At 51.9% G+C, this 12,906-nt stretch carries 12 protein-coding genes; 6 read left to right on the forward strand and 6 right to left on the reverse strand.

Features of this window, described 5'->3' with window-relative positions:
• Positions 1 to 59 precede the first annotated feature (59 nt).
• The 3 genes from nqrF to sthA all read left to right on the forward strand — a co-directional run bounded on the left by nqrF (position 60) and on the right by sthA (position 3,242).
• Entirely contained in the window at positions 60 to 1,292 is a 1,233-nt protein-coding gene (gene nqrF, locus NF683_RS15780) for an NADH:ubiquinone reductase (Na(+)-transporting) subunit F (RefSeq protein ID WP_089038117.1), read from the forward strand.
• 203 nt (positions 1,293 to 1,495) lie between these two features.
• Positions 1,496 to 1,750 carry a (Na+)-NQR maturation NqrM gene (gene nqrM, locus NF683_RS15785; protein WP_009723507.1) on the forward strand — a complete coding sequence of 85 codons (255 nt, stop codon included), beginning with the start codon at positions 1,496 to 1,498 and terminating at the stop codon, positions 1,748 to 1,750.
• 100 nt (positions 1,751 to 1,850) lie between these two features.
• Entirely contained in the window at positions 1,851 to 3,242 is a 1,392-nt protein-coding gene (gene sthA / locus NF683_RS15790) for a Si-specific NAD(P)(+) transhydrogenase (protein ID WP_038483647.1), read from the forward strand.
• Between the two features lie 40 nt (positions 3,243 to 3,282).
• Here sthA and NF683_RS15795 read toward each other — a convergent pair whose 3' ends face one another.
• The 5 genes from NF683_RS15795 to leuS form a co-directional block, all read right to left on the reverse strand.
• Positions 3,283 to 4,221, reverse strand: coding sequence for a PA2778 family cysteine peptidase (locus tag NF683_RS15795; protein ID WP_253921904.1), 939 nt, complete (start codon positions 4,219 to 4,221; stop codon positions 3,283 to 3,285).
• A gap of 13 nt (positions 4,222 to 4,234) precedes the next feature.
• Positions 4,235 to 4,663, reverse strand: coding sequence for a PA2779 family protein (locus tag NF683_RS15800; RefSeq protein WP_089038119.1), 429 nt, complete (start codon positions 4,661 to 4,663; stop codon positions 4,235 to 4,237).
• Between the two features lie 100 nt (positions 4,664 to 4,763).
• A complete protein-coding gene (gene holA, locus NF683_RS15805; RefSeq protein WP_089038120.1) occupies positions 4,764 to 5,831 on the reverse strand; it encodes a DNA polymerase III subunit delta in 1,068 nt (355 codons plus the stop codon).
• A complete protein-coding gene (locus tag NF683_RS15810) occupies positions 5,828 to 6,340 on the reverse strand; it encodes an LPS-assembly lipoprotein LptE (RefSeq protein ID WP_253920422.1) in 513 nt (170 codons plus the stop codon). Before NF683_RS15810 ends, holA begins: the two co-directional genes overlap by 4 nt.
• Entirely contained in the window at positions 6,337 to 8,922 is a 2,586-nt protein-coding gene (leuS, locus tag NF683_RS15815; RefSeq protein ID WP_089038122.1) for a leucine--tRNA ligase, read from the reverse strand. The genes NF683_RS15810 and leuS overlap by 4 nt, the downstream gene beginning before the upstream one ends.
• 163 nt (positions 8,923 to 9,085) lie before the next feature.
• Here leuS and NF683_RS15820 point away from each other — a divergent pair, with 163 nt between their 5' ends.
• A complete protein-coding gene (locus tag NF683_RS15820) occupies positions 9,086 to 9,604 on the forward strand; it encodes a zinc ribbon-containing protein (protein ID WP_089038123.1) in 519 nt (172 codons plus the stop codon).
• Between the two features lie 20 nt (positions 9,605 to 9,624).
• Here the strand turns inward: NF683_RS15820 and NF683_RS15825 are convergent, their stop codons facing one another.
• Complete coding sequence (locus tag NF683_RS15825; protein WP_253920423.1) at positions 9,625 to 10,938, reverse strand: hypothetical protein; 1,314 nt, start codon at positions 10,936 to 10,938, stop codon at positions 9,625 to 9,627.
• Between the two features lie 538 nt (positions 10,939 to 11,476).
• Here NF683_RS15825 and NF683_RS15830 point away from each other — a divergent pair.
• Positions 11,477 to 11,959 (forward strand): GNAT family N-acetyltransferase, encoded by a 483-nt coding sequence (locus tag NF683_RS15830; RefSeq protein WP_253920424.1) that lies wholly within the window; start codon positions 11,477 to 11,479, stop codon positions 11,957 to 11,959.
• A 351-nt stretch (positions 11,960 to 12,310) separates the two neighbouring features.
• Positions 12,311 to 12,838, forward strand: a complete 528-nt coding sequence (locus tag NF683_RS15835) for a GNAT family N-acetyltransferase (RefSeq protein WP_198361467.1) — start codon at positions 12,311 to 12,313, stop codon at positions 12,836 to 12,838.
• Positions 12,839 to 12,906 lie beyond the last annotated feature (68 nt).

Here is a 12,906-nt window from a genome sequence, read left to right on the forward strand (position 1 = left end):
GTTTTCTCGGCAGCTCAGGCTGCCGAGGTACAGAAAACCTTCAGCAATAGGAAACCGACATGGTTGATACATCTGTCATCTTGCTCGGTGTTGTCATGTTCACGATCATCGTTATTAGCTTAACGGCGATCATTCTGGCAGCGCGCAGCAAGCTAGTGAGTAGCGGGGACGTGACGATTGAAGTCAACGGCGACCCCGAGCACACCCTGCAGACTCAGGCTGGTGGTAAGCTTCTTAACACCTTAGCTGCAAACGGAATCTTTCTTTCCTCTGCCTGTGGTGGCGGCGGTTCTTGCGCTCAGTGTAAGTGCCGAGTAGAAGAGGGAGGCGGCTCTATTTTGCCGACGGAAGAGTCTCACTTCACTATGCGTGAGAAGAAAGAAGGCTGGCGTCTGTCTTGTCAGGTTCCTGTGAAGCAGGACATGAAAGTAGAAGTGCCTGAAGAAGTCTTCGGCGTTAAGAAGTGGGAGTGTGAAGTTACCGCGAACCCCAACGTCGCGACCTTTATTAAAGAGTTGAACCTGAAGCTGCCCGAAGGTGAGGAAGTTGCCTTCCGCGCCGGTGGTTATGTACAGCTGGTAGCGCCGCCTTACGATATTAAGTTCGCCGATTTTGACATCGAAGAAGAGTATCGTGGCGATTGGGAAAAATTTGATATGTTCAAAGTTTCCCATAAGAATAACGAGGAAGTTATCCGCGCTTACTCTATGGCTAACTACCCGGATGAAAAAGGCCTCCTCAAGTTCAATATTCGTATCGCGACGCCGCCTCCGGGTACAAGCCACCCGCCGGGCCTTATGTCGACCTACGTCTTCAATTTGAAGCCGGGCGACAAAGTGACCGTTATGGGGCCGTTTGGCGAGTTCTTTGCCAAAGACACTGATGCGGAAATGATCTTTGTTGGTGGTGGTGCGGGTATGGCGCCAATGCGTAGCCACATTTTCGATCAGCTCAAACGCTTGAAGTCAGATCGTAAAATTACTTTCTGGTACGGTGCGCGCTCTTGGCGTGAGACCTTCTACAATGAAGAGTATGATCAGCTAGCCGAAGAGTTCCCGAACTTTGAGTGGCACTTGGCGCTTTCCGATCCGCAGCCAGAAGATAATTGGGAAGGGCCGACAGGCTTCATCCACAACGTATTGTACGAAAACTATCTGAAGGACCACCCAGCTCCGGAAGATTGTGAGTACTACATGTGTGGGCCGCCCATGATGAACGCGTCTGTTATCAAGCTATTGCTCGATATGGGCGTGGAGCCGGAAAACATCCTGCTGGATGACTTCGGCGGTTAACAACGTGATTGTGTAAGTTGCCTTCGGGCATGAGCGGGGCTGGCCTTTTGGTCAGCCCCGTTTGTATGTGAATGGTTGAAAAACGATGAGTTGCCTGATCATTTTGAAGTGGCTGAGGTACAATAGGCATTAAAATTCTACGGCACTTAACGACATGACCGTTGTCGGCAGGTGAGCAGTTAATGCAATGCTGGGAGGTGAACATGACAATCTGGCTACTGGTATTTGGTTTTATGGCACTGGTAATGACGGCAATGGCCGTTGGCGTCTTAATGGGCCGCAAACCTATTGCGGGTTCCTGTGGTGGATTAAATCAGTTAGGCCTAAAAGAAGGCTGTGACATCTGCGGCGGTAAAGATGAGGTTTGCGAAGAAGAAAACCGCAAGCGTGGAAGTGTACGTCGGCGTAGCGATGAAAGCCGTGGAGCTGACCTAGGTTATGACGCAACGCGTCGTTAATCTAGCCATTGGCTGCTCAGACGTTCGCTTACCGCGAGCGTTTATGTAAATGCCATCGTTGAGAGCGCTTTTAAGTCAGGAATAAGGAGATCCAAGTCGTATGGCCGTTCACAATTACGATGTTGTGGTGATAGGTACTGGTCCCGCTGGGGAAAGCGCTGCTATTAACGCCGCAAAGCATGGTAAGCGAGTGGCGATTATTGAAAAGCAGGCCCAGGTGGGGGGTAACTGCACCCACTGGGGCACGATCCCTTCAAAAGCGCTGCGCCATCAGGTCAAACAGATCATGGCGTTCAATACCAACCGCATGTTCCGCGATATCGGTGAACCCCGCTGGTTTTCTTTCCCTAAAGTGATGGAGCGCTCGCGTGGCACCATCGATAAACAGGTCGAAATGCGCACAACGTTTTACGCGCGCAACCGCATTGATCTGTTTCATGGAGTGGCGCGTTTTAAAGATGAGCATACCGTGGTGGTGCGAGACCGGCAGGAAGGCGTGGAAGAGCTGGTAGCCAAGAAAATTGTTATTTCTACCGGCTCTCGGCCTTATCGTCCGGCGGATATTAACTTTCGTCATCCACGTATTTACTGCTCTGATACGATTCTCAGCCTTTCCCATACCCCGCGGACACTGGTGATCTTTGGGGCAGGTGTGATCGGTTGCGAGTACGCCTCTATCTTTTCGGGTCTTGGTGTTAAGGTTGATTTGATCAACAACCGCGATAGTCTGCTGTCATTTTTGGATGATGAGATCAGTGATGCGCTTTCCTACCATCTGCGTAAACACGGTGTGCTGATCCGCCATAACGAAGACTATAAAAGTGTCGAAGGTGATGAAGCCGGCGTAACCGTAAATCTGAAGTCGGGCAAGAAAATCCGCGCCGATGCATTCCTTTGGGCGAATGGCCGTACCGGGAATACCGATAGCCTTGGACTTGAGAATATTGGCTTAGAGGCAAACGGTCGAGGCCAGCTTAGCGTTGATGAGCACTACCGCACCGCGATTCCGCATATTTACGCTGCAGGCGATGTGATTGGTTGGCCGAGTCTTGCCAGTGCTGCCTACGACCAGGGATTAAACTCCTGTAACGAGCTACTGGAAAAAGAGTATCGCTTCGTTAGCGATGTACCCACTGGGATCTACACTATTCCTGAAATCAGCTCTTTCGGCCCCAACGAGCGTGAACTGACCGAAGCCAAAGTACCTTACGAAGTGGGTAAAGCTTTCTTTAAAGATACTGCTCGTGCGCAAATCACCGGCGATACGGTGGGAATGCTGAAGATTTTGTTCCACCAAGACACGCTGGAGATTCTGGGTATCCATTGCTTTGGTGACCAGGCGTCGGAAATTTTGCACATCGGCCAGGCCATTATGCAGCAGGAAGGGGATGCGAATACGGTGAAGTACTTCATCAATACGACCTTCAATTACCCCACCATGGCCGAAGCGTACCGGGTGGCGGCGCAAAATGGCTTAAACCGAGTGTTTTAAAATGTTTTAAGTAGGGGGGCTATGCCCCCATACTCACGCCTCACAAACCATCCAGCAGTTGCTGCGCGCGTGGCTGCCAGTCACCGTCTAAGGTGGCAGCCTGAGTGAGTGCTTCGCGCGCACCCTCGCTATTTTCCTTCTGAAGCCTGAGTATGGCGACATTGAGCCATGCAGCGCCCATGGCAGGGTCAAGCTGTGTGGCTGATTCGAAGGCTTCCAGCGCTGCTTGAGGTTGTTGATCGGCGTATAGCGCATTGCCGAGTGCAAATTGACCCAGCGGATTAGCAGGGAAGCGTTCTACAAAGGCTTGCCAACTGGAAAGTGTTGCTACAGGCCCATGCTGCTCCTCGTAAGCGCTAATGGCCTCCAGCGCATTGCGGGCGGTAACGCCTTCGGGCAGGCTGCCTGGTTCGCTAACCACAAATCCCCAGCGCTCACTGCGTGCCCAGGTAGCATCAAAGCGGCTAAACGACATCGTATGTCGTTCGATTTCGCCACTACGTAAAATCAGCGTTTCATTAGGTAAATCAAAACCAATGGCCACCGCGTAGTGCCACATCGGGAAAGCTGGCAAGGCGAGGTTTTGCATCACCACTACAGGGTCACCTGCTTCCAAATGGCCGAGCAATGCATCCATGGTGCCACGAACGGGGATCGCCAACTGCTTATAACGGCGCACAGTGGCTAGCATTTCAGGCTGAACGCTACCTTCTCGCCCAGGCAGAAATACCTGTGGGATTAACTGCTCAAGCCCTGCATCTACCCCCTGGTGATTGAGCGCCATTGCCAGTGTTGCTGGGCCACACTGATACGCCGTCTGGGCGTAAAACGGTACTTCGGTCAGCTCAGTTTGCGGTGCTAGGCTAGCTTTAGTGCTTTCTAACAGCACCGGGCTTCTGGCGCAGCCGCTAAGCAGAGTGGGCAGCAGTAGGGTAAGCAGTAAAACGCCCGCAAAGCGGGCGTTTAAAAGGTGTTTCATCATGGCAGTCAAATCAGCGAGTGAACGGATAAACATCGGTCAGGCCGAGAATGTCTGTCACTAGTAGGATAACGAATACCGCAAACAGGGCGCCAATCACGCCGGCGCCGGCGGGCAGCTGTTCGAGTTGTTCGGCCATTTGCTGCGCTTCTGCATCGCTTAGTGCGGCAACGCGGGCTTCAACGTCATCTAGATCGACACCCTGCTTGAGCAGCTCTTCTTGCACATCTGCACGGGCGAGAATTTCATTGATACGCTCGCGGTCAGCACCTGCGCGGTCGCCTGCTAAAACAGATTGGGTAGAGACTAAGTTTGTAGAGGCTAAGTCTGTAGAGGTAGCGTCCATACTCTGCGGGGCTGTGGGCGCAGCGGCAACAGGTAGGCTGGTAATGACTAACGCAGCGATCAGTAAGCTTGAGAGATAAGCACGCACTTTTTTCATTGTCTTCATCCTTAGACGTATCGGGGAGCAAGGTAATTTGTAACCTGAATCAATAGTATAGAAATAAACCGTACTGGATTTAAGGCGAAAACGAAAAGTGCTAATTATTTGCACTAATGCGGTAGGTCCAAGGGGATTCAGCTAACAGCCCTTTACCGCCCGCCATGGTCATGGCTAGGTCATGAAGCCCTGGCCATAAGGGCACCGCAGAAGCCCCTTTCACAGCAAGATCTAACCGTTGGGCCATCAGCAGGAGTTTGTGTAAACGTTTCATTGATAGGCGACTGATCGCTTTTTGGTAAGCGGGGCGGCGTTTATCAAAAATCATTGGTTTCTGAGTTTTACACGCGTGCTCAAAGCTTTGTCCCTGATCCAAATGCTGGTGCAGCGAAAGCAGGGTGCGTAGCTCGCGACTGAGTGCCCAAAGCACGATGGGAGCTTCAACCCCTTCACTGCGCAGCCCGTTAACGATACGCGAGGTCCGGCTTGGCTCTCCTTTTAAACAGGCATCCGCAAGGTTAAACACATCAAAGCGGGTGCTGTCTTCCACGCCTTGGGCAATGCTTTCAACATTAAGGCGAGTGTTAGGTGGATGAATCAGCGCGAGTTTTTGCAGCTCTTGATCAGCGGCCAACAGATTACCTTCGGTGCGCTCACCCAATAAACGAGCCGCTTCTAGGTCAATTTGCAAACCATGCAGCGATGCGCGATCCCGCAGCCAGTAGCCTAATCGCGAAGCATCAACGGGCCATACAGGTACAAATAAACCGTGTTTATCGAGTGCTTTAAACCAAGCGCTTTTTTGTTGCTTGGCGTCTAGCTTGCCCATGCTAATCAGCAGCAAGTCGTCACTGCCATCCATCAATTCCGCATACTGTGCCAGTGCTTTACTGCCATCTTGGCCAAGTTTGTGTGTCCCCAACCGCAGTTCCAGAAGCTTATTAGAGGCGAATAAAGAGAGGTTGCTGGCGGTTTCCAGCAGTCGGCCCCAGGCAAAGTTAGGCTCTACATCAAGCACTTCCCGCTCTTCAACACCCGCTTGCCGCGCGGCTGAGCGCACGGCATCACAGGCATCACGATGTTGCAGTGGCTCATCACCGGCAACAATCACCACCTTAGGCAATTTTTTTGCTAAGGCCGCGGGAAGCTGATCCGAAAATACCTTCACTGAATGGCCTCAAGGTTCGCCAGTCTTTCGACAATGCGCTCAGCCAGTTGTCGCGTTAGCGTTTGTTCCGCTTCTTGAAAGAGGGTTTCGCGATTGAGCAGGTCATCATCGCTGACCCGAATGCGTGTATCGGTCGTTATCGTTGCATTATTAAGCACATAAGCATTGTCCTCTCGCTGCTGTACGGAGAGAGACGTGCTTAGCGTTAGCTCATGTTCTTGGCTGGCACGCCCTTCGCTGCCAATACGGCGTTGGCGAAGCGTCGGTGAGCCCAGCGTGACCCGCCAGGGAGCGCCATCAGAAACCTCGCTGCTTTGCTGTAGTAACCGGATGCGTAGCTGTTGGGCCAAGGCGCTTTTGTCGTCGCCCTCTAGTGACAGAGCAGGCAGGCGCGGCATCGAATCTGAACCGCGCAAGCGAAACCCGCAGCCACTGAGCAACACCGCCGCTGAGGCGGCGATGCTGGTAGCGAGGAAACGACGGCGTGTAACGTGTTGGGATGGTTTCATCCACTCACCACAATGTTAACCAGCTTGCCGGGTACAACGATGACTTTCCGAACCGTTTTACCTTCCAGATGGCGCTGGACGTTTTCGTTCTCCATCGCCAGTTGCTCGATGGCGGCTTTATCTGCGCTGGCCGGGGCTTCTAGGCGCGCGCGCAGCTTTCCGTTCACTTGCACGACGAGTTCGATACTATCGCGGGTGAGCGCGGCTTCATCCACCTTCGGCCACTGAGCTTCAATGGCGGGCTGGTCATAGCCTAATTGTTGCCACAGCGTATGGCACAGGTGCGGTGTAATGGGTGCCAGCAGCAGCACACATGCCTCAAGCGCTTCGCGACTGACCGCTAGGCCTAGCTCGGACGTATCGTCGAACTTGGCCACTGCGTTAGAGAGTTCCATTACCGCGGCAATGGCGGTATTAAAGGTAGTGCGGCGGCCAATGTCATCACTGGCTTTCTTGATTGTCTCGTGGGTCTTACGACGCAGTGCTTTTTGGTCGTCGTTTAACGCATCAACCGTCAATTCGCCCGGTGTACCAGCCGCAAGGTGCTCGGTCACCTGACGCCAAATCCGTTTCAAGAAGCGGTGCGCACCTTCAACGCCTGAATCCGACCACTCCAGCGACTGCTCGGGCGGTGCGGCAAACATCATAAACAGACGGACGGTATCGGCACCAAACTTGTCGATCATCGACTGAGGGTCAACACCGTTGTTTTTCGATTTAGACATCTTCTCGATGCCGCCCATCTCTACCGGCAGGCCGTCGCTGATTAGAACAGCGCTTAACGGACGACCTTTCTCATCGCGTTTGACTTCTACATCAGCGGGATTGAACCACTCCTTACCACCGTTATCTTTAAAGCGGTAGAAGGTTTCCGCGATGACCATGCCCTGGGTGAGCAGTTGCTGGAACGGCTCATCGGAATCCAGCATGCCGAAATCGCGCAGCAGTTTATGGAAGAAGCGGGCGTAGAGCAGATGCAGAATCGCGTGTTCGATACCGCCGATATACAGGTCAACGGGCAGCCAGTAATTGGCGCGCTCGTCCAACATTGCTTCGTGGTTATCCGCACAGCAGAAGCGGGCGAAGTACCAGGATGATTCCATAAAGGTATCGAAGGTATCGGTTTCGCGCACCCAACCATCGCCCAGTTCAGAAAACTCGGGCATTCTCTTCAGCGGCGAGCCGGAAGCATCCACGGTGACTTCCATGGGTAGCGCTACCGGCAGTTCATCATCGGAGAGCGGTACGGTTTGGCCTTCCGGGCCGTATTTCACAGGAATTGGCGCACCCCAATAACGCTGGCGAGCAATACCCCAGTCACGCAGACGGTAATTGGTTTTTACTTCACCACGGCCAAGCTCAGTAAGCTTCGCGGCAATTGCATCAAACGCCGCCTGGAATTCCAGGCCATCAAATTCGCCTGAGTTAATCAGCGTGCCGTGCTCAACATAAGCACCTTCGGAAATATCCGGCTGGTTGCCATTGGCATCGGCCACCACCGGCTTGAGTTCTACGCCGTACTTGGTCGCAAATTCCCAGTCGCGCTGGTCGTGGGCAGGAACCGCCATAACCGCACCGGTACCAAACTCCATTAATACAAAGTTGGCCACAAACACCGGCACTTCATCACCGGTTAGCGGGTGAATGGCTTTGTGCCCAGTGAGCATGCCTAGTTTTTCTTTGGTAGCCATTTCGGCTTCCGACGTGCCACCTTTGGCGCACTCGTCACAAAACGCTGCCAGTTCGCTGTTTTGCGCGGCAGCCTGCTTAGCCAGCGGGTGACCAGCGGCGACGGCCACGTAGGTGACACCCAGCAGCGTATCCGGGCGGGTGGTATACACCGCCAGCGGCTCGCAGGCGCTGCCGTCTTCCGCCTGAATATCAAAGGTCATCTCAACGCCGCGGGATTTACCAATCCAGTTGCGCTGCATGGTTTTGACCTGTTCGGGCCACTCGACATTATCAAGATCTGCCAGCAGCTCATCGGCGTAGTCGGTAATTTTCAAGAACCACAGCGGGATCTCTTTACGCTCTACCGGTGCACCAGAACGCCAGCCGCAGCCGTCAATTACCTGCTCGTTAGCCAGTACCGTTTGGTCAACTGGGTCCCAGTTCACCGTGGACATTTTCTTATAGACCAAGCCTTTTTCGACCAGCTTGGTAAAGAACCACTGCTCCCAGCGGTAATAACTGGTATCGCAGGTAGCGAATTCGCGGCTCCAGTCGTAGGCAAAGCCAAGTGCCTTCAACTGGTTACGCATGTAATCAATGTTTTGATAGGTCCACTTCGCGGGCGGCACCTGGTTTTGAATCGCGGCATTTTCCGCAGGCATACCGAACGCATCCCAGCCCATGGGCTGCATGACATTTTTACCCTGCATGCGCTGGAAACGGGACACAACGTCGCCGATAGTATAGTTACGCACGTGACCCATATGCAGCTTGCCGCTGGGGTAGGGGAACATGGATAGGCAGTAGAACTTTTCGCGGTTAGCGTCTTCTACTGCTTTGAAGCACTGGTGTTTATCCCAGTACTGCTGAGCGTCACGTTCAATCTCACGGGGGCTGTAATGTGCGTCCATCGGTGTTTTCAATGCCTTGGGGTAATTCGCCCAAAAAGGGCGCAAAGTGAATAATGGATGACGGCTGTCAGATAAGTAACGTCGATTGTATCCTATGCAGGTGTATCCTTGAACGGTTAGCCGATGATAGGCCGCACCTTGGGTCGACAAAAGGAGAGGTACCATGGAACAACATAACGATCACCGTTTGCGCGAAGGCTACGAGCGCCTGCTAGAACGTATGCAGGACGGGGCTAACGATCTTACCTGGGATAATCTACAAAAGGATTTGGACGACGCCGTTGCCTTTGAAGCGGAGCTGGAAGAGTACACCAAAGATGAGTTAGCCCTGCTGCGTGCCTGGGTAGAACGTGACCTGAAAGATATGCGCTACTACATGGCGGATACCGGTAAACAGGTTGCTAGCTGGTTGGGCATCGATATCGACAACCTTTCACGGCGGGTAGCGGAATCGCTGCTTTCAATCGCCGACCGCAGCGTGGTGGAGCGCGAACGCTTCGAAGATGACTTGGAAGCTGCTCGTGCCGACTACTGCGAGGGTGAAGTTGCCGCACCGGGCCTGATGGCGTGCGTACACTGCGATGCCCAGGTGATGCTAGAAAGCGTCTCGCGCCTGGAACCATGCCACCAGTGTGGCCACCGCTATTTCTACCGCTTTCCCAGTAAAATCGTCGAAACCTAAGCGGCTAGCGCACTCATCACTTAATTGACCCAGATGCTCAGGCCTGCGATCGCGCCCAGCGAGAGCAGGCTCATCATGGCGGCATACAGAAAATTGTTTTTCATCATGCGGTAGCCGCTAATTCCGTAGCGCCCCTGCAGCGAAAGGTTAATGCCAGATAACGGCCCAACGCTGGTGCCTACCGCCCAGGCGCTCAGGGCAACAAAGGCAAACAGCGTTTGCTCACCACTTGCTAAATTCAAAATAGATGCCAGCACGGAAACGCCAATGATCGGGTGTAATCCCACCAGCGCACTCAGCGTAATCGCCGCAAAGCTCACCATGGCTTGCCACATGCCAAAGGTAGCAAATAGCGTCCATTCGTCACCTGCTGCGGCCGCTACCAGGGTAGAAAGCCCCAGCGTTAACAAGCCCGCCGCTAAAAACAGCGAAATTTCCCCGCGCATGGCGGGTAGCCTTGTGGTGGTGTGTTGGCGAATGCGCCGCAGGGTAAAGCGGGTGCCTTCCCGTAGGTTGCTCAGCACCGCTACCACTGGCAGTAAAAAGGTAATAATACTGACAATGGTGAGCGACGGCGTCAGCCAAAAATGAAACAGCATCACCAGTGCTGCCATGCTCGCCGGCATTAACAGGCTGCGTGGTGAAAGTGAAAAGCCGTCGATCTCGGTTAAATCAAACCGACGCCTCAACTCTAGGGTGGTTAATAGCCCCGATAGCATCGCCAACGGAAACCCAATCAGCGCAATCTGGCCGTACTGAACGTCGGGCGCCAAGGCAATCACCACCGCCATAGAGGCAAAGAAGGGCGACCACAATGCCGCACTTGAAAGCCCACGATTTAAGGCCAACAGCTGGGGTATGGTTAACGGAGAGCGCCTGGCTAAGCGGTCGCCCACCATAAAAATCGTCGAAAGATTCAGAATAGTGCCGAGAAAGTGAACCCCTAGCCACGTGCGCAGCACGCCATCTGCACCGGTCACTCGTTTGCCCGGTGGGCGCTTATTACCCTGGGTGCCAATCAACGAAATAAAGCTAACGCCCACCAGCATCGTGGCCACAAACACATTGCCCTGAAGCATGGCAGGCCAATTTACATTGGCACCATACATCACCCGCGCCACCACTAGCATCAGCACTCCAAGGGTAATCAATACCCCCGCCTGAATGCGCGAGCGGCGCGGAATATCCCGCCACAGCAGCGCCACCGCCACCCACAGCACATAGCTCACCGCCTGCGCCGTCGGTATCACGCCGATAAAGCCAATAATTTGAGCGAACAGCCCAAGCAGAATCAAAACACCCGCCACCCGCTGCCGCATCGTTGTCTCTTGCATCTCAATCCCTTGCTGGTTGAGTTAGCAGGCTAATAGGCTTTTCAACAATTGGCTAGCAGAAGGCGCGGGAAACTTCGCATAAACGTAACAATAAGTGCATTCATGTAGTGCGGTGCGTGCTGCTGCCCATAGACCTCGAATTATTGTGGGAGGGCGCTTCAGCGCGCGATGATAATGCCGCCAACACTAGCCGCGCCGTTATAACCAATCAAAGCAACTTGTAGCGCGCGGTAACGAATATCGCGAGGAACGAGTGAATGAGGCACCCGCGAAAGGACTTTGCCATGTCGAAGAAAACTGAGTAATGTCAAAAATAGATAGTTTGCTTAACGTAGTATCAGACAAGAAAAACACAGACGGTCGCCAGCGGAGCGTGTTAACGCAGCCCAGTTGTACCGGGGCGGTAGCGTGCCTTTTTTTAACTAGCCGAAAGCGCTGCGGTAGCTCTAAGCCGTACCTGGGTGAAGCCATCAAGTGCATATCCTCGGACTAATGAGCTAGAACACGCTGTTATGCCCAACGTATGTTAGGTCAGAGTATGTCAATAGAATCTATCGTGGAAACAACTTGGCCTGAGATATTGAGACTGCAAACAGAAGTCTACCATTTGGTTGAACCAGAGAGCCTAGAGGTATTGCAGGATAAGTGGCTGAGATCGCCAGGTAGTTGTTTTATTTATAGAGATGATAAGCAACTAATGGGATATTCGTTAGCGCATTCTTGGAACAGTAAAATGCCACCGAAATTGTTCAACAAGCTACCGAAAGGGACAGAAGGATCAATTTTGTTTCTCCACGATTTAGCTGTGTCGAGTAATTCGTTTGGCAAAGGTATTGGCTCAAAAATGATGGCGCATTTAGTGAACGTTGCCATCGTCTCAGGCTACAGAGAAATTCGGCTAGTGTCTGTTCAGAACTCAATGCAGTTTTGGCAAAAACAAGGTTTTACACCATTAGAACAAGAAGTGTGTAAAAGTTATGGTGATGGTGCGCAGCTAATGAAGCGAGTACTTTGGGCATAATCAACGGCTTAAGAGGAGTTATTAACGCACGGCGCTTCCGGTCACGTTGCACCGAAGTGGATACGGTTGTTGTATTTGTTAGCAGTGCGTTGCTAGCCCCTTAGGCGGGTGTTTAGACTGTAAAAAAACACCTTTGAGCATGCAATACACTACCTAGTCGAGTACAAGCTGGATCTGTTGGTTTTCTATCCCACGCACGCGCATTTTATAGCAGGCTTTAGGGCGGGAGATGGTGGTGTTTTTTTATCAATAGATTGGAATGCTTTTAGAGAGACAGGGCTTTCAGGATAATGCGCATGCGCACTAATAAACTGTTATATGAAAAAGATACATTGATGTAAGGGGGTTATTTTGACTAACGAAAAGATCATGTTGGAAAAATGTGATGTTAAAAGCCTTGACGAATTAGTTGAAGTTGGAAGGTCGACATATCTTGAAGCGTTTAAATCGTATTGTTCCGATGAAGTGATGAAGACTTATCTGGATCAAGCATTTGAACGAAATAAAATACGTCAAGAAATTATGAATGAAGATAGTGAGTTTTATTTTATTCGAGTAGATGATGAGCTTGCTGGTTACCTTAAGCTAAATGTCAATAGCGCTCAATCTGATTTAAAAAATGAAAATGGACTAGAAATCGAAAGGATCTATGTAAAGGCCCAATATAAATCTAGAGGCTTGGGTAAGATTATGCTCAGTCATGGGGTTAAAAGAGCAAAGGAATTAATTAAAAGCTTTGCTTGGTTAGGTGTTTGGGAGAAAAACTTAGCAGCAATAGATTTTTATAAGAAGAATGGTTTTTACGAATTTGGTTCACATCGCTTTATAATGGGTAATGAAGTGCAAAATGACTTCATCATGAAGAAAGAAATAAATTAACCAGAACCATTGATGAAGTTAGAAACTACATATAGCGCCTATGAGCCTTCTGCCTGTCAATAGGCCAC

It is taken from the genome of Halomonas sp. MS1 (genome assembly GCF_024182575.1).
In the GTDB taxonomy this organism is placed as follows: domain Bacteria; phylum Pseudomonadota; class Gammaproteobacteria; order Pseudomonadales; family Halomonadaceae; genus Vreelandella.